Below are 24,674 nucleotides of genomic sequence, written 5' to 3' on the forward strand. Positions count from 1 at the left end.
ATACTCATGGCAGGCAGTTTCTGGGCCGGATCAAAATGGCGAAACGATAAGGTGCTGGCGGGGAAATCAGAATTCCGTATAGCGGTGTTGCCTTTTGAAGACCGGTCAGACAATGCAGAGTATGAATATTTAAGAGAAGCACTTGCAGAGGATGTGATCAGCACGCTATTTAGTTTCTCCCGGGTGTCCGTAATTTCTTCGCGGTCAGCATTTCAATTCAGGGATTCCGAGAAGTCCATCGGTCAGATTTCAAAGGAACTAAATGCGGATATCGTCCTAATTGGGAATTATGCCATCACCAACCAAAAGGTCGATGTAAAGGTGGAGGTCATAGATACGAAAGAAGATGAAATACTGAATTACGCTTCTATTGTAGGTGATCTGGGGCATATAGCAGAGATTTCCTCTCAAATAGGAGTCCATCTCAAGGAATCCATCGGGATAGTGGCAGATCAATCGGAAAGAAATGCCAAAAAGAAGAAGCAATCAGCCAATCCGGAAGCATTTAAGCTTTACGCCCTTGGAAAGAGCGCCATGCGGGATCACACCGGGCAAAAACTCGGGGATATTGTCAAATATTTCCAGGCAGCTATTGAATTGGATCCCGAATATGTGGATCCTTATATTGGCATGGCAGAGGCTTATATATTTGATGTGAATCGCGGATATCTTTCGGCAACGGAAGGTGCCTTAAAAGCAAAAGAGTATGCCCTGAAGGCAGCTAAATTGGATCCGGGATCGGGGGAAGTAAGCGGAATTTTGGGTATTGTCCACAGTCTGAACTTTGAATTTAAAAAGGCTATCCCATACTTTAAAAAATCTCTTGAAGAAAGCCCGAATTTTGACAAGACGTATCACTGGTATTCCTTTGCCCTGGAAATATTGGGCGATTTCAGCCGAGCCGAGGAATTGCAAAAGAAAGCTGGAATTTTGGATCCCTTAAATGTGTTTAACGATATTTATCTGGCGTTGAATTATATTTTCCAACGGGATTTGGACCGGGCTGAAAAGGTAATCGAGGAAAAACTGCGCCTTAGCCCGGATCATAAGGAATTGCTCTGGATTAAGGCTGTGCTTCTGGTTGAAAAAAAAGAATACGATAAAGCGTATCAAACCCTGTTGCGGCGGAATTTTGGCCTGGAAACTAATTTTATAGCAGGGTACGTATATACAAAGGTCGGGCAGGAAGATAAAGCGCTGGAAGTTCTGAATCATATGCTTGAAACTTCTGAAAGAAAGTACGTTTCCCCTTCCCAGATAGCTATTGTGCTATGTGCCCTCAAAAGGTATGATGAAGCCCTGGAAAAAATAGAAGAAGCCTATTTGATCCACGATCAGTGGATCCTTTGGGTAAAAAGTACTTCTCTGGTCAACCCGATTAAGGAATACCCGGAATATGTCAGTCTTATGGACCGGTTGGTTCAATAAAAATATCCAGCAAAACCAATATAAATTTACTGTTCGTCTCCAACCTGAAAGGTTTGCAGCATCCCTTTGGAAGTAGCATTTGGAACTTCTGAGATCAATACATATTGCCCCGGTTCCAACTCCACCTCAAAATATTGACTGCTCCCGGCAGGGGAGTCGTTGGTTCCGCCCAAAAAAGTAAAGCCCTCGGGCAGGGTTGCACTCATAAGCCCCTCAGGGGTAGCCCAATTGATCCAGGCTTCCAGGGCCTGCAGGTCTGCATCCGGAGCCATGGCAACCAGATTCAGGTCATGGCCCACAAAATTTTCATGCACTATTTGATCGGTATAATTTACCCTGATAATATTTTTGCCAGCCTCTGGTTTACCGGTCCAGCTGATCCCGCTTTCGCTGCCAAGATCAATTTGGAGATCTGCCTCCGGAGGAGCCATTCCACTATCATCGGGGGTAACAATTAGTTCTTTCACCATGCCCATAGAACTGTGGAAACTTCCGTCAGGCATGCGTACATAGCATTCCATTATATAATAACCCGGCTCTAGTTTGACGGTTGTTACTGCCGTTTTATTGGGCGATATCAGGCCGGTTCCCCCTGAGAAAACGATTTCTGAAAACCAGGCAGGCAGGGTCCCGAAAGCTTCCATGGCCTCATCATTTTTTCCTTCCATTATCAACTCCATGCCTTTATCAAATGCAGGGACTACTTCCGTTTTGGCATTCTCAATATTAACTCCTTCGGGATATTTGTCCAGCAAAATGAAATGGGGTTCTGTGGACAGATTTTTGTATACGAAGGTGTTCCAGCCGGAAGGGATGGTATCAGGGACATTGAACTCCATGGATTTTGTCACTACCTGCACCACTTTTGGAGTTTCTGCCTCAGTGATGGTTTCCTCCTCTTTTTTTTCTTTGGGGTCCGATTTGCAAGCAGACAACAGCAAAACGGCGCTTATGAAGCATGTGAAAAACCTTGAAGAGATTGTGTAGTTCATTTGTCAATTGATTTTTGAATTCACTTTAGAATATATAAAAACCAACAGACATTCCCAAAACATCCCACTCCTTAAGTCAGACACGAGGCAAATCCCCTTCCCCTTTAAGCGGAAGGCTGGAATGCCCCATAAGGTATTCATCCACGTAGTGGGCGGCCTGCCGCCCCTCGGAGATGGCCCAGACAATCAGGGACTGTCCCCTTCGCTGGTCCCCTGCGGCAAAAACCCCGGGTACGTTGGTCTTAAAGTCTGTAGCAGATGCCTTTATATTTGTCCTGGGGTCCTGTTCCAATCCGAGCTGATCCGCAATAGTCGTTTCCGAACCGGTAAAGCCAAGCGCAAGCAAGGCCAGGTCACAGGGCCATTCCTTTTCAGTTCCGGTTATTTCTTTAAGGACAGGACGTTTTCCCGGGCTTTGTTCCCACTCTACTTCAACAGTTGTAAGACTTATGAGGTTCCCATTACCATCGCCGTTAAAAGATTTGGTGGAAATACTGAAGTGGCGTTCGGCCCCTTCTTTATGGGAAGAACTCGTCCTGAGGCGCATGGGCCAGAAGGGCCATGGCTGGTCTTCCGGTCTGCCAACCGGCGGTTTGCCCAGGATTTCGAAATTAACTACCGATTTTGCACCATGCCTGAAGGAAGTCCCGATACAATCCGATCCGGTATCTCCTCCTCCTATTACTATAACCTGCTTGTCCTTTGCAAGAATTTCCTCGCCCAGATCTTTAATGCCTGCAACCCTCCGGTTGTTTTGTGACAGGAAGTCCATTGCCTGCACTACTCCTTTTAAATCTGAACCGGGGATGGGGAGGGACCTGCGCAGGGTCGCCCCTCCGCAAAGCAAAACAGCATCAAATTGCTCCCTGAGTTCTCCGGCTTTTAAGTCGTGTCCAATATTCACTCCGCACTTAAATTGAATGCCTTCCTCTTCCAGTATGGCCAGTCTCCTGTCTATGATGTGTTTTTCCATTTTAAAGTCAGGGATGCCAAATCGCAATAGCCCTCCTGGTTTTTCATCGCGCTCAAAAACGGTAACGTGGTGTCCGGCACGGTTCAGTTGCTGGGCGGCTGCCAGGCCAGCGGGTCCGGAACCGACAATGGCAATATTTTTACCACTGCGCTTTGCGGGTGGGAGGGCCTTAATCCATCCCTCCTTAAAAGCGGTCTCGGCAATTTGCTTTTCAATATTCTCTATGGTTACCGGATCTTCATTAATTCCCAGCACACAGGCCTCTTCACAGGGAGCAGGGCAAAGCCTGCCCGTAAATTCCGGGAAGTTGTTTGTTGCATGCAGGATTTTGGTGGCCTTTTCCCACTTCCCCTGGTACACGGCATCGTTAAAATCGGGGATCAGGTTTCCCAGCGGACAACCGCTATGGCAAAAAGGAATACCACAATCCATACAGCGGGCCCCCTGCTCCTTCAACGTTTTTTCCGGGAGTGGCTTCGTAAATTCCTTATAATTCCGGATGCGCTCTTCTACAGGGAGATAGGCTTCATCTTTTCTTTCATACTCTAAAAATCCTGTAATCTTTCCCATTTTATACGATTTCTTTCTGTTCATTTTCAAGACGGATCAAAGCCTGCCGGTATTCTTCCGGGAACACTTTGATAAATTTTGGAAGGTACTTTTCCCAATTTTCCAGCAGCTTTTGTGCCAGCGGGCTAAAAGTTGCATTGTAATGATTTTCAATAAGCGACCGCAATTCTGCAATATCACCGTCTTCTTCCACCCGCAGCAAATTCAATTCGGTTTGGTTGCATCGCTTTTTAAAGGTATTGTGGGTATCCAGCACATAGGCAATGCCACCACTCATCCCGGCTCCAAAGTTTCTGCCTACTTCCCCCAGGATGACAGCAACCCCTCCGGTCATGTATTCGCAACCGTGGTCTCCTATCCCCTCTACAACAGCTTTGGCACCGGAATTCCGGACACAAAACCTTTCACCGGCTTTGCCATTGATGTAGGCTTCCCCTGAGGTTGCTCCGTAGAGCGAGACATTACCGGTTATAATATTTTCTTCCGGTACCAGGGTAGATCCATCCGGTATTTTCACGACCAGTCTTGCCCCGGACAGCCCTTTGCCCAGGTAATCATTGGTATTCCCATTAACTACCATACACAGGCCTTTGGTTGCAAAGGCCCCGAAACTCTGTCCGGCAGAGCCTGTGAAATTCAGGCGAAGCGTATTATCAGGCAGTCCTTCTGCTCCATAAATTTTGGAGATCTCATTACTGATGATGGCACCAACAGCACGGTCTGTGTTGTGAATGGGGAAATCCAGGCTTATTTTCTCCTTTCTGAATAATGCCGGATGGGCCTTTTCCAGAATTTCAAACTCAATGGATTTTGAGATGGCGTGCTCCTGTTTTTCGGTATTGTGGAATTTGGTTCCCGGGGGAACGGAAACCTGATGCAGGATAGGTGAGAGGTCAAGCCCCCTGGTTTTGTAATGGTCAATGGCCTTATTGCGGTCCAGTTTATGAACCTGCCCGACCATTTCATCAACTGTCCTGAAACCAAGGCTTGCCATGATTTCCCGCAGCTCCTGTGCGATAAAATACATGTAATTCACCACGTGCTCCGGTTTACCTTCAAATTTCTTGCGCAATTCGGGATTCTGAGTAGCAATACCTACCGGGCAGGTATTGAGATGACATACCCGCATCATGATACAGCCAGACGCCACCAGCGGTGCTGTTGCAAAGCCAAATTCTTCTGCACCCAACAAGCAGGCAACCGCCACATCCCTTCCTGTTTTTAACTGTCCGTCGCATTCCAGGACTACCCGATTGCGCAAATCATTCATAACCAGGGTTTGCTGTGCTTCTGAAATACCCAGTTCCCATGGGAGTCCGGCGTGTTTCAGGGAAGTCAGGGGAGAAGCTCCTGTACCCCCATCATGTCCTGAAATGAGGATGACATCTGCCTTGGCTTTTGCCACCCCTGCAGCAACAGTTCCCACTCCAACCTCTGATACCAGTTTCACATTGATCCGGGCTTCGCGGTTGGCCGATTTTAAATCATAAATCAATTGGGACAGATCTTCAATGGAGTAAATATCATGGTGTGGAGGCGGCGAAATAAGCCCCACATAAGGGGTGGAATTCCTGGTTTTGGCAATGGCCGGGTTGACTTTTGGACCAGGCAACTGCCCGCCTTCACCAGGCTTAGCTCCCTGAGCCATTTTAATCTGGATTTCCTGTGCATTGCTCAGGTAGTTGGAAGTAACCCCGAAGCGGCCCGAAGCAACCTGTTTGATTGCGCTGTTTTTCCAGTCTCCACTCAGGTTTTTATAGAAGCGTTCGGCGTCTTCACCTCCCTCTCCCGAGTTGCTTTTCCCGCCTATTCTATTCATTGCGATGGCGAGGTTTTCGTGAGCTTCCTTGCTGATGGACCCATAAGACATAGCCCCGGTTTTGAATCGCTTCACAATTTCTGTCCAGGGTTCCACTTCTTCCAGAGGAATGGGGTCAAAATTGGAAAAATCAAAGAGGCCTCGCAGGGTCATCAGGCTTTTGGATTGCTCGTTTACCAGCTGGGAATATTCCTTATAAGTGGCTGGTTCGTTGTTCCGTACAGCTTTTTGCAGTTTTGCAATGCTCAGTGGGTTGAACATATGTTTTTCGCCATCTCTCCTCCAGCGGTATTCCCCCCCGATTTCCAAATCCAGAGTAGCTGCAATATCCTCTTTATTGAAGGCTTTCTGGTGGCGCAGGGCAATTTCCTTTTCCAGTTCATACAGGCCGATACCCTGTATTCTTGTGGGGGTGCCCGGGAAATATTTATTCACTAATTGGGTGTTCAGGCCAATACATTCAAACAACTGAGAACCCCGGTAAGAATTCAGGGTGGAGATCCCGATCTTGTTCATCACCTTTAAAATACCCTTTCCAACAGCTTTGTTGTAGTTGTTGATGGCCTGTTCAAAGGTAAAATCCTCTATGTCATGAGCCTCAACCTGTTCCGCAATAATTTCATTGACCAGATACGGGTTGATAGCGCTGGCACCAAACCCGAATAGCAGTGCAAAATGATGGACTTCCCGGGGCTCTGCAGACTCAACTATAATACTCAGCTGGGATCGCTTACGGAGCTTCTGCAGGCCGCTATTTATAAACGAACAAGCCAGAAGTGCCGGGATAGGGGCCCATTGCTTATTGATGTTACGGTCCGAAAGGATAATGATATTGGCCCCCTGGTCCGCAGCATCGGATGTTCTTTTTAACAAGTCCTCCAAAGCGTTTTCCAAACCATTGTGCCCCAGGGCTACTTCGTAAAGAATAGGCAGGGTAACTACTTTATAATCCGGGCTCGCATCGTAATTTTTTATCTTATCCAGATCTTCTTTGGAGATAACCGGATTCTGGATTTTTAGCTTGCGGCAGTGCAGTTCTGTAAATTCAAAAAGGTTGCGGTCGCTGCCCAGGGTAAGGCTGATATCTGTAATTAATTCTTCCCGGATACCATCCAATGGAGGATTGGTGACCTGGGCGAATAATTGCTTGAAATAATTGTAGATCAATTGGGGCCGCTCCGATAATACGGCTATAGGCGTATCCGAACCCATTGATCCGATGGGTTCTTTAGCCACCTGCCCCATGGGAAGGATAATGGTATTAATATCCTCCAGGGTATATCCATAGGCGGCTTTGCGCTTGTCCAGCGGAGCCTCCCCTAGGAAAAGAGGACAATCATTATAGGGAATGTCCCTCAGATGGACCAGGTTGTTATCCAGCCACTTCCTGTACGGATATTTAGAGGCGATCCGCTCTTTGATTTCCTCATCGTTCACAATACGACCTTCTTCCATATTGACCAGGAACATTTTACCCGGCTCCAGCCTTCCGTGTTGCGCAATGTTTTCCGGCTTCAGGTCTAAAACCCCTGTTTCAGAAGACATGATTACATAACCATCTTTGGTTACGGAATACCGCGAGGGCCTTAAACCGTTCCGGTCCAGAATGGCGCCAATGTAATTCCCATCGGTAAATGGGATGGAAGCCGGGCCATCCCAGGGTTCCATCATACAGGAATGAAATTCATAGAAAGCCCGTTTGGTTTCAGACATCTCTTCATTTTTTTCCCAGGCTTCAGGAACCAGTATCATCATCACTTCCGGAAGGGAGCGGCCGCTCATCAGTAAAAGTTCCACTACCATATCCATGGTTGCAGAATCCGATTTGCCAGGTAATATCACCGGCAGGATTTTTTTGATGTCCTCCACAAACCAGTCACTTTTAAGAAGCTCTTCCCTGGATTTCATCCTGGAAACATTTCCCCTGAGGGTGTTGATCTCCCCGTTATGGCACATATACCTGAAAGGTTGGGCCAGGTCCCAGGTAGGAAAGGTATTGGTGGAGAAGCGCTGGTGAACCAGTGCAAGGCGGGTAACCACCCTGGGATCCATCAGGTCCTTATAGTACCTTTTTATATCAAGGGGCATCAGCAGGCCCTTGTAAATAATGATTTTGGTGGAAAGACTGGGCAGGTAGAAAAAGGGACTTTCGGATAACCTGGAATTAATTATAGTGTGCTCGGTGGATTTTCGTGCAATAAAGAGTTTCAGTTGAAAATCAAAATCGGACTGCTCGGGGATGGATTTCCCTACGAAAATCTGCTTTACGAAGGGCTCGGTTTCAGAAGCGATTCGCCCGGGCACCTGCCGGTTAACAGGGGCATCCCGCCATCCCAGTATATTGAGTTCCTGTTCTTTCAGGTTCTTTTCGAATAATTCCATACAATACTTCCGCTGATTCTCCCTTTTCGGCAGAAAGACATTGCCTACGGCATACTGCCCGGCTTCGGGCAGGGAAAAGGAACATACCTCTGTGAAAAATTCATGCGGGATATCGATCAGGATACCTGCTCCATCGCCGGTCTTACCATCCGAACTAACAGCACCCCTGTGTTCCAGTTTCTCCAGGATCTCCAGTGCCTTGTGGATAATATCGTTTGACTTTTTGCCTTCCAGGCTGCAAATAAATCCCGCACCGCAGTTGTCGTGTTCAAATTCAGGTAAGTATAATCCTTGTTTTTTCATATAGCCTTTCTTTTCTCCATGATTTTAAACCCGGTAATCCGGATCAATCAGGTGGCTCTTTTGCCATTAAAATAATCTCTCAAAAATAGTATAATACATATCATAAATGCAGCATATATCATTATTTGCAATAAATAATGTAACAAAAACAATAAAACGTTAAATAATAATGAATTTTAAAAATAATGATGGTTCATTTTGATGATTTAAAAATTGGTTGATGGGAAATGCACTTACAATCAGCTTTTAGGGGGGTGTGGGTACGGAGGTGCTGATAATAGATCATTCAACCCCTGGAAAAGTTACAAGTGGTAAGAAAAAGCATAAAAAAACCCCCTGAAAAAAAAATATTCAGGGGGTTAGTACTTTGTTCTCAGAAGTTAATCATGCAATATGCTCCTGGATATTACAATTTTCTGTATCTCGGAGGTACCCTCGTATATCTGCGTGATCTTGGCATCCCGCATCATGCGCTCTACATGGTATTCCTTTACATACCCATTGCCGCCGTGAACCTGAACGGCTTCAACTGCTGTATCCATGGCTACCTGGGAGGCATAGAGTTTGGCAACCGCCCCGGAAAGGTCGTAATTGGCCCCATTATCTTTATCCTGAGCGGCTTTATAAACAAGCATGCGGGCAGCTTCAATCTGCGTGTACATGTCTGCAAGTTTAAAGGCTATTGCCTGGTGATTTGCTATTTCAGTTCCGAAAGCCTTTCGCTCCCTGGAATATTTCAGGGCCAGTTCATAGGCCCCTGCAGCAATCCCAAGCGCCTGAGCGGCAATTCCTATCCGGCCGCCCGCCAGAGTTTTCATGGCAAATTTAAAACCAAAACCATCCGTTCCTATACGGTTTTCCTTGGGTACCTTTACGTCTGTAAACATCAGGGAATGGGTGTCGCTTCCGCGGATTCCCATTTTTTGTTCTTTAGGTCCAATTTCAAAGCCCGGCATTCCTTTTTCAACGATCAGTGCATTGATCCCTTTATGGCCTTTTTCCGGATAGGTCTGTGCCATTACTAGGTAGACATCAGCAGAATTCCCGTTGGTAATCCAGTTTTTTGTTCCATTGAGAAGATAGTGATCGCCCTTGTCTTCTGCAGTGGTTTTCTGAGAGGTGGCATCACTCCCGGCCTCAGGTTCGGAAAGGCAAAATGCACCAATTACTTCACCACTGGCCAGCCTTTTGAGATATTTTTCTTTCTGCTCCTCGGTGCCAAAAGTTTCAAGGCCCCAGCAGACCAGAGAATTATTCACGGATACTACAACAGAAGCAGAGGCGTCAATTTTGGATAATTCTTCCATTACCAGCACATAAGACAGGGTATCCAGACCACTTCCCCCGTACTCCGGGGCAACCATCATCCCCATAAATCCGAGTTCTCCCATTTTGCGAATTTGTTCAGCCGGGAATTCTTGTTTCTCATCTCTTTCGATAACTCCTGGCAACAATTCATTTTGGGCAAAATCCCGTGCAGCCTGCTGCACCATTTGCTGTTCTTCTGTCAAACTAAAATCCATAGGTATTGCAATTATCTCAATAAAGGGATGCAAATATACAACCTGTTTACAAGGATGGCAATAGACCCTAAGGATTATTGAGAATATGTAAATAGCAGATAGAAACCATTTCAGGAGAGACCCTGCAGAATTTCTTTAAATCCATCCCTTTATTTTTATATTTGTCTGTCTCAGGCAAGATGGGAGACTGCTTTTTATGATCAATAAAAATTTAATCCCCTAAAAACAGACTTTTATGGTAATGAAGGAGTTGTTGGAGCGCTATGAAAATAAACCTCCCGAAATCGTTTTTCATTGGCGAGACCCGGAAACCGAAGCAGAAGGGTGGACGGTTATCAATTCTCTCAGGGGCGGGGCTGCCGGAGGCGGTACCCGAATGCGGGAAGGCCTGGATATGAATGAGGTGCTTTCCCTGGCCAAAACCATGGAAGTCAAATTTACCGTTTCCGGCCCGCCAATAGGCGGGGCAAAATCCGGAATTAATTTTAATCCGGAAGACCCCCGCAAAAAGGGGGTTCTCGAGCGATGGTACCGGGCGGTTTCCCCTTTGCTGAAATCCTATTACGGCACGGGTGGAGACCTAAATGTGGATGAAATTCACGAGGTGATCCCAATCACTGAAGATGCGGGAGTATGGCACCCTCAGGAAGGGGTGTTTAACGGGCATTTCAGGCCCACAGAAGCAGACAAAATCAACCGTATCGGGCAATTGCGGATGGGGGTTATCAAGGTACTGGAAAGCGAAGCCTATTCTCCGGACCTGAGCCGGAAATACACCGTTGCCGATATGATTACCGGTTTTGGCGTAGCTGAGGCCGTAAGGCATTACTACGACATTCACAGCAGCAGTGTGGTTGGCAAACGGGCCATAGTGCAGGGCTTCGGAAATGTAGGTTCTGCGGCGGCCTTTTACCTGTCTAAAATGGGCGCTAAAGTAGTAGGAATCATAGACCGGCACGGTGGCGTAATAAACGAAGAGGGTTTTAGTTTTGAGGAAATCAAAACTTTTTTCCGGAAAAAGAAAGGCAATGCCCTGATCGCGGATGATATGCTCTCTTTTGAAGAGATCAATTCCAGGATATGGAGCCTGCAGGCCGAAATATTTGCGCCCTGCGCGGCTTCCCGTCTCATTGACCAAAAGCAGATTCAGACCCTTATCGAAACAGGCTTGGAAGTGATCTCCTGCGGGGCCAATGTTCCCTTTGCAGATAAGGAGATCTTTTTTGGGCCCATTATGGAATTTACAGATCAGCGGCTAAGCCTGATTCCCGATTTTGTATCGAATTGTGGAATGGCCAGGGTCTTTGCTTTTTTTATGGAAGGAAGGGTGGCAATGGACGACGATGCCATTTTTAATGATACTTCAAATACCATTAGAAAGGCAATTTTGAATATCTTTAAGGCAAATCCATCAAAAAAGAACCTGAGTCGAACGGCTTTTGAAATAGCACTGAAACAACTCGTTTAATATAAACCGACCTGTATGGAAACCATTGTAATTATCGTTTTTCTTGTCGGGTATCTCGCGATTACCCTCGAACACAACCTTAAAATTGACAAACTGATTCCGGCCCTGGCCATGATGGCCATTTTGTGGGCGATCATCGCCCTGGCGCATTTGCCTGTTTTTGAAGTCAATGCGGAATTAAAGGAGTTAGAGCCTTCCCACCTGGATGAGATGCTCCTGCATCATTTGGGGAAAACCGCAGAAATCCTGGTATTCCTGCTGGGGGCGATGACGATTGTAGAAATAATCGATTATTTCAATGGATTTGCAACCATAAAGGGATATATCCGCACCCGGAGTAAAAGAAAGCTCCTGTGGTTATTCTCTATCCTGGCCTTTATCCTTTCGGCAATTATTGACAACCTTACGGCAACCATTGTACTGGTTACCATCCTTCAAAAGGTTATTAAAGACCGGGAGACCCGTTTGTGGTTTGCAGGCCTGATCATCATAAACGCCAATGCGGGGGGAGCCTGGTCTCCCATAGGGGATGTAACGACCACTATGTTGTGGATTGCCAATAAGGTTTCGGCTTCCCAGCTGATCCTGCATGTATTGCTGCCTTCCATTATGTGTACAGTAGTACCAACCTTTATTGCAAGCAGAAAACGTATATTCCAGGGTCAGATTGACGAAGACCTGGAGGCGGACACAGAAAAAACTTCAAAGTTTGGCCCTACCATGTTATATCTCGGCCTGGGATCCATTGTATTTGTACCCTTTTTTAAGACGATCACCCACTTGCCGCCCTATGTAGGCATGATGTTGTCCCTGGCAATTGTGGCAACCTTTGCAGAAATCTACAGTAATGCAAAATTCAGTATTTCTTCTGTGGACAATAAAGAAAGTGCGGAGCATTCCTCGCACAGCCCGGTGCATTCGTCATTATCCAAAATAGAGCTGCCCAGTATTTTATTCTTCCTGGGAATCCTGCTGGCAGTGGCCGCCCTGGAATCGCTGGGATATCTTTTCCATTACGCGGAAAGTATGAACGCGGCTATCCCGAATACGGATATAGTGGTTCTTTTATTGGGAGTTGGTTCTGCCGTAATCGATAACGTGCCCCTTGTAGCAGCCTCTATGGGGATGTTCTCCGAAGGCATGGACAGTCCGTTATGGCATTTTATTGCCTACTCTGCAGGAACAGGTGGCAGTATGCTCATCATTGGTTCTGCCGCCGGGGTGGTAGCAATGGGGATGGAGAAGATCGATTTCTTCTGGTACCTTCGTAAAATAGCCTGGTTGGCAGCAGCCGGATTCCTTGCCGGAGCACTGGTTTTTGTTTTATTGCGCGATTTTGTGCTTCACGCATAATTTAAATTGCAAATTCCCGTTATTAGGGCAACTTTAAGAACAACACATGATGATATTGTTGCAGGATGCGGCGGATCAGACCCAACTCGGGGAAATCGCCTCAGAAGAAAAAACCCTGTCTGTAATTGATCTGATTTTTAACGGAGGTACCGGGAGTATCGTGATTATTTCGGTGCTCTTCGTGATGCTGGCCGTGGCGCTTTACATTTATTTTGAAAGGCTTTTGGCCATAAAAGCTGCCTCTAAAATCGATAAAAACTTTATGAACCAGATCCGGGACCACGTAATGAGCGGCAAACTGGAATCGGCTAAGATTCTCTGTGCCCAGACGGACAGCCCGGTAGCCCGCCTGACCGAAAAGGGGATCTCCAGGATCGGGAAACCTTTGGATGATATCAATACCGCTATTGAAAACGCGGGCACCCTGGAGGTTTACAAACTGGAAAAGAATGTAAATGTCCTGGCTACAGTAGCAGGGGCCGCGCCTATGATTGGCTTTCTGGGAACCGTAATCGGGATGATCCTGGCTTTCCATCAAATGGCGACCAGCGGGGGGCAGGCCGAAATGGGTGCCCTGGCTTCAGGGATCTACACCGCCATGACCACCACAGTGGCCGGATTGGTTGTGGGGATAATTGCCTATATGGGATATAACCACCTGGTAAACCGAACCGACAAGGTAATTCACAAGATGGAGGCCAATGCGACGGAATTCCTCGACTTATTAAGCGAACCGGCATAAACCTGTAGCATGAAATTAAAAGGAAGGAATAAGATTAGTCCGGAATTCAGCATGTCGTCCATGACCGACATTGTATTCCTCTTGCTGATCTTTTTTATGCTGACTGCAAACTCCCCGAACGCCCTGGACCTTTTATTGCCCAAGGCTAGGGGGAAATCCACAAATACGCAGAATGTTTCGGTTACCATCAACCGGAACCTTGAATACTTTGTGGACAATCAGCAGATTAACGGAGACTATATTGAAATTGAACTAAAAAAAGCACTGGAGGGTCAGGAGAACCCTACTATTATTTTACGGGCTGAAGAAAGCGTTGCGATCAAGGAAGCCGTAAATGTAATGGACATCGCCAACCGGAACAGTTACAAAGTGATTCTTGCAGTGCGCCCGAATTGATGTCATTTTTAGATACGAGACACAAGAAAAAATCCTTTACACTTACCACTTTGCTGTTGAGTGTACTCATCCTTTTGCTTTTTTACATCGGGCTAACTTACATGGATCCGCCCATTGAAAACGGAATCACTGTCAATTTCGGCACAATGGAATTCGGGATGGGGGAACAGCAGCCCAGGGAACCCGTGCGCTCCCAACCACAGGAAGTAGAAGAACCAATTGAGGAAGCAGCTGAAACAAGCCCCGAGGCCATTCCTGAAGAACTTACAGAGGAAGTTGAAACAGAGGCACCTGCGGAAAAAGTACTTACCCAGGAAACTGAAGAAAGCATTAAAATCCGCCAGCAACAGGAGGCCGAGCGTAAGGCTGCCGAAGCAGCCCGTAAAGCAAAGGCAGAAGCCGACCGCATTGCCCGCGAAAAAAGGGAGGCAGAGGAACGTGCCCGGCAGGAGCAGGAGGCCAAGAAACAAAAGCTGGATGCCCTGATGGGTGGCCTGAACAATTCAGATGGCTCAGCAGAGGGAAGCGAAGGCGATGACACCCGTGTTGGAGACAAAGGCGACCCCGGAGGGGATCCCTATGCAACCACATATTACGGCAGCCCCGGTAGCGGGAGCGGAACCGGGGGCTATGGCCTCAGCGGCCGCAACCTTGCAAGCAAAGGTAAGGTGCAGCAGGAATGCAATCAGGAGGGCAGGGTAGTGGTCCGCATCGTAGTAGACCGCAATGGAAAAGTGATCAGTGCCAGCCCGGGGGTGAGGGGAACCACCAATAATGACCCCTGTTTACTGGAACCAGCTAAAAAGACAGCTTTCCTGCACCGATGGAATCCGGATTCCAAAGCCCCGGACCAGCAGGTTGGTTTTGTGGTGGTCAATTTCAAACTCGGCGAATAGATGACCTACCGGCAGACCCTGGACTGGATGTTTGCCCAACTTCCCATGTATCAGCAGAAGGGGGCCGTGGCCTACAATGCCAAACTGGACAATATTAAAGCCCTGGATGAACGGCTGAACCATCCCCACCACCATTTTAAGAGTATACACGTAACCGGGACCAACGGCAAGGGCTCCAGCAGCCATATGCAGGCCTCTGTCCTGCAGGAGGCAGGTTACAGGGTAGGGTTGTATACTTCTCCCCACCTCAAGGATTTCCGGGAGCGCATCCGAATAAATGGCATACCGGTTTCCAAGCAGTTTGTGATCGGCTTTATTGGCAGGCACCGGAGATTCCTGGAACAACATAAATTGTCCTTCTTTGAAATGACTGTTGGGATGGCCTTCGAATATTTCAGGAGGAAAAAGGTGGATATAGCCATAATTGAGGTAGGCCTGGGCGGACGCCTGGACTCTACCAATATCATTCGGCCGGAGGTAAGCCTGATCACCAATATCGGTTATGACCACACGGAAATCCTGGGAAATGAGCTGTCCCAAATTGCAGCTGAAAAGGCCGGGATCATCAAAGAACAAACCCCTGTAGTGATCAGTGAAACACAGCCAGAAATAGCGGGAGTATTCCGGAAGAAGGCTGAAGGGATGCATGCCCCGATTTACTTTGCCGATCAGCAGGACCACCCGCAATATGCTACCGACCTTTTAGGAGATTACCAGCAACGAAATATAAAGGGAGTCCTTACTGCTTTGAAGCTACTGCGCGGGTTTACAGTCAGCCAGGAGAACATTGCCAAAGGACTCCTGAAAGTAGCTGAAAATACCGGGCTGCTGGGGCGCTGGCAAATATTAAGGGAACACCCAAGGGTTTTGTGCGACACTGCCCATAACCGGGAAGGACTGGAATTGGTGCTGCAGCAGTTGGGCAGGCAAACCTACCGGGAACTACATTTTGTACTCGGCTTTGTAAAGGAAAAATCCCTGGATGGAATTTGGCCGCTATTTCCTAAGACCGCGTCTTACTATTTTGCCCGACCGGATATCCCAAGGGGCCTGGATGCGGATCTGCTGGCTGCCTCAGCCCTGCATTATGGGGTAAAGGGGAAGACCTTTGGCAGTATCCCGGAAGCCTTGCGGGCAGCCCTGCAGGCGGCATCTCCGGAAGACCTGATTTTCGTGGGAGGCAGTAATTTTACCGTTGCTGAGGTGCTTTGATTTTTTGCAGATTTTTCTTTTGGGACTTTAAAAACTATTCTATATTTGCACACCTCTTTAAGGGCTCTTAGCTCAGTTGGTTCAGAGCACCTGCCTTACAAGCAGGGGGTCACTGGTTCGAATCCAGTAGGGCCCACATCAAGCACTAAATCCGCACCATATGGTGCGGATTTTTTGTTTTCAGACGAAATGGAGCTCGCTCCGATTTCGGAAGAGAACAAAAAAGCAAAGCGCTGCAAGCGCTTAGGATTTAGTATTTGCAGTCGTGGTTTCCCGGTCTGGATCACAGCAAAGCTGTAATCCAGCCAAATTCCAAGCACCCAATTCCAAAATAATAACTGAAGGAAATTTAAATGATACCCATAAGGGCTGCAAGGCTTTAGCGCTCCAGCTGGCTCCTCGCTAATATAGGTCCACCGGACCTGTTTTGGACGTTCGGACCAATTTGCAGTCGTGGTTTCCCGGTCTGGATCACGACCCCGATAACTATCGGGGGAGTAATCCAGCTGAATTCCAAATCCCAAAACCTGCATGGTTTGTTTGTTCAATTTCCCAAAAAGAAAATTCCTACTTTTATTTAATCAATAATTAACCCTAGCTTATGTTGAACATAACTAGTTGTTATGCCGTGAGCCGTTTTAAGGCTAAACACCCGCCCGAGCGACCTTGCATAGCCGGGGCCGTTGTACAATATTCAACAAGATATATGATTCACTTCAAAGACTTAATACTCCTGTCGCTCTTCATTATTGTGATGTTATTTGCTGGCTGTGATTCCAGTACAAAATCAAAAACTATTAAATACTCCAATGGGTACGTATTCAATGGTGCTAGTTTTGAAAAAAAGAGCTTTGTTGTTAATAATGGTGAGTTAAATTTTAGTTCCGCAGCCAATTACGATACTATAGTTGACCTTAAAAACAAGTATATAATACCTGCATTTGGAGATGCTCATACTCATAATTTTGACGATGTTGCAAAATTTGATAGCATATACAAGGCATACATCGATGAAGGAACTTTTTATGTGCAAGTTCTTACAAACCACTATTCTAATTTTTTAAAAATAAAGGACTCTTTAAATACTAAAGGAAGGATTGATGCTAAATTCGCTCATGGAGGAATTACCAGTACTGGAGGTCATCCACATAGTTTATATGAAAGCCAAGCGCTCAACTATTCTTGGCGCGCTATGTTAGATCCAACTAAAAAAGACGAAATATTGTCCAGTAAATTAAAAAAGGATGATGCCTATTATTTGATTGATTCCGTTTCTGATATTAGTGAAAATTGGGGGAAAATAATATCCAAGAACCCCGACTTTCTAAAGCTCTATCTTTCAAATATTGTCGATAGAGATAAAAATATTGAGACTAAAAATATTGGTACTTATGGGCTGTCAGAAGATGTTTTGACTAAGATAGCAGAATTAGCACGAGAGGATAATATCAGTTTAATTGCTCACATTGAGACGGTTTCAGACTTCGAAATAGCCCTTAAACATAACATAAAGTATTTTGCACATATGCCGGGTTATGGAGGTGGAATAGGAGACGCAAATTTAGATGAATTAGTGATTCCTGATTCACTACTTGAAAAAGCTGGTAAGAATAAAATTGTTCTTACTCCTACAGTTTCTTTTGCAAAATACTATGCTTATAAATGGGATGGTACTAATATGAGTTTAGATACCTCATTACTTAAAAAGAAGAATGAATTCTTAAGAAAACAGCTAATACGATTTAAAGAAGCCAATATCACGATTGCTCTCGGAGCTGACCAGGGCTTTACTACTCTAAGTGAAGAGATTAATGACTTAAAACAGATTAATGCTTTCAGTAATTTGGAATTATTGAATTTATTAATATCAACTCCCAGACTAATCTTTCCAAATAGAAAAATCGGAGAATTAGAAAATGGTTACGAGGCAACCTTTTTAGTTTTAAAAGATAACCCATTAGAGGATATGAATAACATAAGAGATATTGTTTTGAGAGTAAAGAATGGAATTAAATTAGACTAGGTCTTTCAGAACGTTGCACAACAACGCCTATAGCCCATCGCCGGCCAGGGTTTTGGAAATTTTCCTGCTCTAGGGTTTATCAATCATTCCCAACAAAATTGGCCCTTCCAAAAAATCTTCGGTTCACGAAGTTATTGAGATTAGAACCAAACCGATAATTAAATCCAAATCTGGTATCGATATTATAAGCCGAGGGTAAGGTAAATCTCCCGCTCAGAATATCCTGTTCGGTGAAGTCTCCGGATGCCAGGTAAATCTGGTCCTTTACGTAGTTGCCTTCTGCCCTAACATAAAAAGAAAAATTTCCGGTGATACGGACTTCTGCTCTGATATTCAAACCTGTGGACCAAAAGCTAAAATCATCCAGGTAATTTCTCAGACGATACCCCACCTCCAGGTTTCCCCAACGTTTATTTAGTCCCAGGCTTGCTCTCAAACTATGGAGGACCCTGGTTTCTTTAAGAACACCGTAAATCGTTTCTTCGACATATCGATTATTTCTGACTTCAACCCCATAATTCACTCTTAGAAATCTGGAATTCTGCACTGATTCCGGAAAAAAATTGTACTCTACAGCTGGTCTGAAGCTTGTCTGAAACTGATAATTAAGTCGGGTGTTCTGACGCCCTGCAATATCATATCCATAAGACCATTGGGGGGAAATAGACTTCACAAGCTGATGACTAAATCCAAATTCTGATACATCAAAATTACTCACAACCTCATCGATGATCTGGTTCCCGTCCCCATCAAGAACCGGATTGCCATTCTCATCAACTCTTGGTACTTTTTGAATTGTTCTTCTCAGCCTTTCATCTATTCTCCCGGACAGGGATATTTTCCACTTATCCGTTATACGGTTAATATTGATGTCTCCGCCAATATTGATTTCACTGCTCAATTCCTCCAATTCAATGTTCGCATCGCTCCCCACATTAAAAACCCAGTAATTCCAGGGATCAACGCTTTCCTCTTTTGTATCTTCCAGAGTGCCAGGGTCAGTCTTCATATTAATTTCGATCTGCTCTCCAGCTTTGGTTTTTGCAACAAAGGGAGCTAAACCTAATTTGATAAACCGGGTTAGTTTTTTCCGGACTTCAAAGTCGGTGTCAGTCTGTTTGTTATCTACATAGAGGGTGTCTGTTCTTCCCGCATGAATGTTTTGTTGCCCAATAAAGATCAGTTGATATTGTCTTCCCCCTCCACCAGATCTGTTCGAGTTAATCAGCAAAAAGACATCAGCCCTTTGATTATCCCTGTAGAAGTCTACGGCAGTAATTTCTGTCCTGATATAATCTAAATCACAGCCTCCATCCCACCGCTCGCAGCCATCTATAAACACCCCGAGTTTATTGGGAGTGCTGTTATTATCAATTAATGTTTGACTGATTGCAGGAGGAAGAAAGGAAAAAAATGCCAGAATCAATAAAAGAGGTATTATTCTCATTTGATCAGAGTTAATTCAAGTTGACAGCACTCTTAAGGGCTATATTAGATGCAAGTCGTCAACGCTTAAATTGCATTTTACCGTTATTGCCTGAAAAGAAGTGAATAATTTACATCCAAAAGCAAAGAAAATGATTGTCGATTTTTTGCAAACAACAAAGGTAAGCAAAAGCGGTTTCTGATAGGCATGTGACCAGAAATGAAAATTAAACGATCCCGATTATTCCAACAAAGGATTCTTTTTAAGAATAAAATGAAAACGCCGGAATCACGTACGAATTAAATTAAAGAATGTACACCTAACATCGGCTAAGCCACATCGCTCCCATTTCTCAATTAGAAAATCCCTACTTTTAATTAATCAATAATTAACCCTAGCTTAGGTTGCACATAACTAGTTGTTATGTTGTAGACTGTTTTTAAGGCAAAACAGCCACTGCCAATCGCCACGATGTCATACCCCGGGCCATTACGCGCAAATAATAAAAACCAACCTTGCTCAAAAAAATATTCATAGTTGCGATGCCGGGGCTTATGTGGGTAGATTGCTCCAAAGCCTCACCAGAAAATGAGCATTCGAAAAATGATATGAAAACCGCTCAGGCTCCGATGGAAACGCCAGAAGTCTGTGGGAACAACTATTTCAATGAAGCCTGCAATGCTCACTTTTGCAAATTTCCCCAAAAAGTCATCCTTATTTTTTGAATACTACCAAAATACAATCTTATGTCAGTGATAAAAACTTTGAATCTTCACCCGTGGATACTCTTTTCGATTCTGTTGGCAACAACATGTACTGCAGTTGGACAGGATTCTGAGAAAATTACTGCCAGTCCTGTGGATAATTTGCCACCCTACATAAAACTTGTAAGTGGTTTTGGAGAACGTCCGGAATGGTCTCATGACGGCCGGTTTCTTCTTTTTCTGGATAAACCCATGGGTGAGGTATTTGAATTGGAGTTGGCCACCGGAATAATACGGCCTAAAACCAGGCATTTTGATCATTACGGTTTTACAAGGGCCATGTACCTGGCTAATGGTGACATCCTTTTATCCGGCCCTGATGAACCTTTTGATCCTACTGATGAAGAAGAAAGATACAGGGCACGAAATATAACCTGGCTGTATGTCCTGGATAAAGGAGGGGAAACAGCGCCCGTACCGCTGAACACCATGTGTGCTGAAGGACCCGCTGTTTCCAGAAATAAGATGAGAATCGCCTGGACCATACGGGATCGCCAGAACCCTGGGTTGGGAAAAAACAGGGCGAAGTTATACATGGCTGAAATCGTTTACGAAATGGGCAAACCAAAACTATCGGATACAAGGGAGATCTTTGATTCAAAGCAGTTGCCCTTCAGGCTGGGAGATTCAAGTCTTGAAACACAAAGTCTTGTGCCACCAGAGGATGTAAAAGTAACTTTTACGGCTTACACGATTAATGAGGGAAACAATACGGATGTTTATATAGTCGATAGCGAAACAGGAGAATATGAAAGGATCACAAATTCTCCCTGCTGCTACGACGAAGCCGAGGGAATATTTCCCGACGGCCTGCACACCCTGGTCGAACATGGGAACTCCGAGGAAAAAGCATGGCCGTTGCTCGATCTTTATAAATTGAAATTGGATGGTTCAGGCGAAATGCAGCGACTGACTTTTTTCACAAAATACAAAGGATATAAGGCAAATCAGGGTGTTATTTCGGACGATGGAAAGTACATGAGTTTTCAGATAGGAAAAGACAATACCGAACCGGGTGAAGGTTTTGGTTTCCTGATAATGGATTTGGAAGAAGCGGCAAAACACCTGGAGGGTTTTAAAAGCTATGACGAATAGGTTAGTACCTATGTGGAGAATCTCGTTTCTAAAACTTCTTCGGTAGAAAATCTGTACCTCATATTCCGGTACACACAAACATCGGTAACGTCATTTGGTACTCCGGCCGGAACTGCCCTGAAGTTAGTAGAAACCCTCCATTCGCTCTTTACCGGTTTAACTTTATGCCAGCAATGTCCATGAAGGAGAACAACGGTCCCTTTTTTAGGAAGAATCTCAATTTGTCCTTGCAGGTCTTCATCCGGTATACCAGCTGGCAGTAATCCCTTTTTGTGTGTTCCTTCCATCACACATAATTCCCCTCCTGATTCAGGAGTTATATCGTGGGTATAAACCAATCGGTTGAGATTAAAAAGCTCCGGGTTTTCCGGTGGACAATCCTGATGCCAGGCCTGTCCTTTGGATCCTTTTTTAGAGAACATGCACATGCAGTACAGGTCCGACCAGTCCTGCCCAATGATAGCGGTGGTCAAATCGCTTAAAAACCTGTCGTCATTAATTGTATTGAAGCGGGTATTTCCCTCATGATAGGGAAACCATGGAATCACGTCGGTGGCTGATTTGCTTAAAAACTCGCTATTGTGTTTCCAGTCCGGAGATTTCCCGTAATGTTGAAGAATCATTTCGGTGTACTCATCCATGAGTTTTTCCTCAAAATATCCTTCCAGGATGATGTATCCACGATTCCAGAATTCCTGTATTCGCTTATCACTAACATCTGCAGGATTGTTTTGAATGGGTCTGGCCATAATTTAAAGATACAAAACCGTCACTGAATAACTCCGACACGAAAAGGAATACTATACGGAAGATTATCTGGTCTGGGTAAGCCAAACCTCTTTTTCATTTATTCAAAATGAATGCTTAATAAGCAGACAACAAGTAGCTTCGGATCCTGTTAAACATGGTACTTTTGGATATTACAGATAAAAATAAAGAAGGTGTATTTTATGCCTACAGGCCATTAAACAGATTCGAAAAACTGATCGCTGGCATCCAGACGGACTGGGCTCCCGCATCGTCAATAAACATTACAAAGCGATAACCGCTGGGAGTGGCCGCAGCATAAGATTGGAAACCAAAGGTCTGCCCTCCATGCCCCCAGGAATTGTTTTTGATATTTATCACCCCAAGACCATATTCCATTCCCATGCCCATTTGGTGAAAATGGGCGCTTCGAACTTCGTCAAGGGTTTCTTTTGATTCAAAAAGCTTACCCTGGTAAAAATTATCGATAAAAATGTACATATCATCAAGGGTTGAAATGATCTCCCCAGCCGGCCCGGCCATGGTATAAGGCATTTCAGACGCTACCGTCATATAATGCCCGGTTTCCATTTCCTCCGGAGGATTAGTGGTGCCAAAGTAAGTGTGCTCCATCCCAAGCCTATCGAGAATATGTTGTTGTACATAATCGGTGTAGGCCTGGCCGGAAACCTTTTCAATTATTTGACCAAGAAAAATATAATTAATATTACAGTATTCGTGTTTGCTGCCGGGCTTAAAACGCTCTTTCGAATTGCTTTTGGAAAGTGCGATAAGATCATTCACTGTAAATCTGAGGTTCCGATCGCCATTATTTTCAATTTCTTCATCATCGCTTCCCAAAAAGTAGTCGGGCATTCCCGAGCTGTGGTTCAACAAGTTCTTCACTTTTATCGAATCGATATAATCCACATCCTTTTCCACATAGGCCAATCCGTTATACAGCGTATCTGCAGGAAGGATTTGTGTAAAAGGGGTCTCCAGATCTACTTTTCCCTGTTCAACAAGTTGCATGATTGCGGTAGCCGTAAACATTTTTGAGACACTGCCTATTTCGAACGGAATATCAAAACGATCAAAAGTCTGTCCTGCCCGGCCATCATAACCGTAATACATCACGTTTTCACCGGGTTTTCCAGCTTTGACTGCCATTCTGCATTGATTATCAATGGCCAGTTTCTTAACCACCGAATCAACAACCGAAATCACCGAGTCGGGTACCCTTGCCAGTTCGACTTTGGCTGCGGAGGTATCGCTCTGAACAGTATTCGGCCTTTTACAGGCCATTGTCACAAGTATTAAAATTAGAAAAATTCGGATATACATAATTCTCAATTTGGAAGTTTAAATTTAGAATTTCTTCATCTTAGAAAACAACATCCATCAGCCGCTGCTGGTGAGCTGCGAAATTATAATGCTGCTGCCAGACCTACAATGACTGACCCGATCATGTATAGTACAACAGCTGTTAATCCGTTTTCGGTATTCAGTTTTCTTGCCATGATTATTTATTAGCGATATTTTTTATTTTTCATATTCGGTTTGATTTTTCAGTTAAAACCATATACATAGGCTTCAGACTGACCGTCTCTCGGTACGATGATCCAGAATAGATGATCGGAGAGGGTAGGCAGGGAGAGGTAAAACACCCAGTTTTCCTGCGCACTTTCTCCTTCTTCGGGTGGAAAAAAGCCAAAGTCCTGATCGCGATTTTCCCAGTCGACCAGGGGCAGGAGAATCAATTTTCCCGATAGCAGAAACTCATGTAACTGCTTGACAACCTTGGTTTCATCTTCGACGTTTTCCTTCGGCCGTAGCCCCATCCCTTCGGAGATAATGATCCGTGGGCTTTCCCGGTTTGAGTTACTGGTGAGCACTGTTTTCAGAGCGGTGTGCAGTGCTTTAACAAACATGATCTTGTTGTTGGGTAATGTTTCCTGTTTTTTTACTTCTTCCAGATCGATCTTGTAGTTGAGCGTTGGGAGGTTGAATTCATCCTGAATGATCAGGTCAATACTTTCTTGATTTATTGATGCTCGTTTTTTCTTTTTTCTGTAGTTGGAAGTACAGTAACCTCCAGAATTTGGGTCATTACAATCTTCAAGCCCAAAGACTTCGATCTCGATATATTCGGATAATTTTTGTGGCTCCGTTTCGAATGGATTAAATATTTCATACGAATATTCGCTCACCAAATCTCCAACATAGGTTTCTTTGCCGGATCCATTAAGAAGCTGAGCACTTATTAAATATTTTCCATTTCTTGATTCAGGCATAAATTCATTTTTATTGCCATATATTTTAAACTCAAATGGAAGTTTAGCAATAGATTCAAAATCCTTTTCAAGTACAAGCTCAGTTTGTCCATCCATGCCTTCAGAATAGACTATTGTTATTATTAAATGAGCGTCTGGCCTGCCAACAAATTCAGTATTTAAAGAATATTCATTTGTCCTATTATGTATAATTTTACCTTCAATTAACACATCTTGTTTATTCATACTTCCTGTTTTCTTTAAAGTACTTAAGCATGATACTAAACCA

17 protein-coding genes and 1 tRNA gene (1 of these 18 running past the window's edge) are annotated in these 24,674 nt (G+C 44.9%); 10 read left to right on the forward strand and 8 right to left on the reverse strand.

Features of this window, described 5'->3' with window-relative positions; genetic code table 11:
* Positions 1-1,428, forward strand: the 3' portion of a protein-coding gene (locus tag ACT6NV_RS09230; protein ID WP_445384185.1) for a hypothetical protein. 324 nt of this gene lie to the left of the window's left edge; 1,428 of the gene's 1,752 nt are visible here — the last part of the coding sequence; its start codon lies off the left edge, out of view; it ends in the stop codon at positions 1,426-1,428.
* A 26-nt stretch (positions 1,429-1,454) separates the two neighbouring features.
* On the opposite strand, the gene ACT6NV_RS09235 is transcribed toward ACT6NV_RS09230, so the two are convergent.
* The 4 genes from ACT6NV_RS09235 to ACT6NV_RS09250 form a co-directional block, all read right to left on the reverse strand.
* Positions 1,455-2,420: a hypothetical protein gene (locus ACT6NV_RS09235; RefSeq protein WP_445384186.1), complete on the reverse strand. Its 966-nt coding sequence runs from the start codon at positions 2,418-2,420 to the stop codon at positions 1,455-1,457.
* Positions 2,421-2,496: 76 nt separating this feature from the next.
* Positions 2,497-3,963 carry a glutamate synthase subunit beta gene (locus tag ACT6NV_RS09240; protein ID WP_445384187.1) on the reverse strand — a complete coding sequence of 489 codons (1,467 nt, stop codon included), beginning with the start codon at positions 3,961-3,963 and terminating at the stop codon, positions 2,497-2,499.
* Position 3,964: 1 nt separating this feature from the next.
* A complete protein-coding gene (gene gltB / locus ACT6NV_RS09245; RefSeq protein WP_445384188.1) occupies positions 3,965-8,467 on the reverse strand; it encodes a glutamate synthase large subunit in 4,503 nt (1,500 codons plus the stop codon).
* Between the two features lie 380 nt (positions 8,468-8,847).
* Positions 8,848-9,990: an acyl-CoA dehydrogenase family protein gene (locus tag ACT6NV_RS09250; protein WP_445384189.1), complete on the reverse strand. Its 1,143-nt coding sequence runs from the start codon at positions 9,988-9,990 to the stop codon at positions 8,848-8,850.
* Positions 9,991-10,231: 241 nt separating this feature from the next.
* Here ACT6NV_RS09250 and ACT6NV_RS09255 point away from each other — a divergent pair, with 241 nt between their 5' ends.
* From ACT6NV_RS09255 to ACT6NV_RS09290, 8 genes are all read left to right on the forward strand, one after another.
* Entirely contained in the window at positions 10,232-11,458 is a 1,227-nt protein-coding gene (locus ACT6NV_RS09255) for a Glu/Leu/Phe/Val dehydrogenase dimerization domain-containing protein (protein ID WP_445386683.1), read from the forward strand.
* Positions 11,459-11,473: 15 nt separating this feature from the next.
* On the forward strand, positions 11,474-12,811 hold the full coding sequence (gene nhaD, locus ACT6NV_RS09260; protein ID WP_445384190.1) for a sodium:proton antiporter NhaD: 1,338 nt from the start codon (positions 11,474-11,476) through the stop codon (positions 12,809-12,811).
* A gap of 49 nt (positions 12,812-12,860) precedes the next feature.
* Positions 12,861-13,553 carry a MotA/TolQ/ExbB proton channel family protein gene (locus tag ACT6NV_RS09265; RefSeq protein WP_445386684.1) on the forward strand — a complete coding sequence of 231 codons (693 nt, stop codon included), beginning with the start codon at positions 12,861-12,863 and terminating at the stop codon, positions 13,551-13,553.
* A gap of 9 nt (positions 13,554-13,562) precedes the next feature.
* Positions 13,563-13,949: an ExbD/TolR family protein gene (locus ACT6NV_RS09270; RefSeq protein WP_445384191.1), complete on the forward strand. Its 387-nt coding sequence runs from the start codon at positions 13,563-13,565 to the stop codon at positions 13,947-13,949.
* Complete coding sequence (locus ACT6NV_RS09275) at positions 13,949-14,845, forward strand: energy transducer TonB (RefSeq protein WP_445384192.1); 897 nt, start codon at positions 13,949-13,951, stop codon at positions 14,843-14,845. Before ACT6NV_RS09270 ends, ACT6NV_RS09275 begins: the two co-directional genes overlap by 1 nt.
* A complete protein-coding gene (locus ACT6NV_RS09280; protein ID WP_445384193.1) occupies positions 14,846-16,057 on the forward strand; it encodes a bifunctional folylpolyglutamate synthase/dihydrofolate synthase in 1,212 nt (403 codons plus the stop codon).
* A gap of 61 nt (positions 16,058-16,118) precedes the next feature.
* Positions 16,119-16,193 (forward strand) — tRNA-Val (locus ACT6NV_RS09285).
* A gap of 570 nt (positions 16,194-16,763) precedes the next feature.
* Positions 16,764-18,080 (forward strand): amidohydrolase family protein, encoded by a 1,317-nt coding sequence (locus tag ACT6NV_RS09290; protein ID WP_445384194.1) that lies wholly within the window; start codon positions 16,764-16,766, stop codon positions 18,078-18,080.
* Between the two features lie 79 nt (positions 18,081-18,159).
* On the opposite strand, the gene ACT6NV_RS09295 is transcribed toward ACT6NV_RS09290, so the two are convergent.
* Positions 18,160-19,527, reverse strand: coding sequence for a hypothetical protein (locus ACT6NV_RS09295; RefSeq protein ID WP_445384195.1), 1,368 nt, complete (start codon positions 19,525-19,527; stop codon positions 18,160-18,162).
* Positions 19,528-20,252: 725 nt separating this feature from the next.
* On the opposite strand from ACT6NV_RS09295, the gene ACT6NV_RS09300 reads away from it, so the two are divergent.
* Positions 20,253-21,365, forward strand: a complete 1,113-nt coding sequence (locus ACT6NV_RS09300; protein WP_445384196.1) for a hypothetical protein — start codon at positions 20,253-20,255, stop codon at positions 21,363-21,365.
* An 8-nt stretch (positions 21,366-21,373) separates the two neighbouring features.
* Here the strand turns inward: ACT6NV_RS09300 and ACT6NV_RS09305 are convergent, their stop codons facing one another.
* From ACT6NV_RS09305 to ACT6NV_RS09315, 3 genes are all read right to left on the reverse strand, one after another.
* Positions 21,374-22,114, reverse strand: coding sequence for a phytanoyl-CoA dioxygenase family protein (locus tag ACT6NV_RS09305; RefSeq protein WP_445384197.1), 741 nt, complete (start codon positions 22,112-22,114; stop codon positions 21,374-21,376).
* Between the two features lie 205 nt (positions 22,115-22,319).
* Entirely contained in the window at positions 22,320-23,417 is a 1,098-nt protein-coding gene (locus ACT6NV_RS09310; RefSeq protein WP_445384198.1) for a serine hydrolase domain-containing protein, read from the reverse strand.
* A gap of 263 nt (positions 23,418-23,680) precedes the next feature.
* The gene (locus ACT6NV_RS09315) at positions 23,681-24,631 is read right to left on the reverse strand and encodes a hypothetical protein (protein ID WP_445384199.1); all 951 of its coding nucleotides are present in this window, start codon (positions 24,629-24,631) and stop codon (positions 23,681-23,683) included.
* Between the last annotated feature and the right edge of the window lie 43 nt (positions 24,632-24,674).

The organism is Robiginitalea insularis (assembly GCF_052497835.1).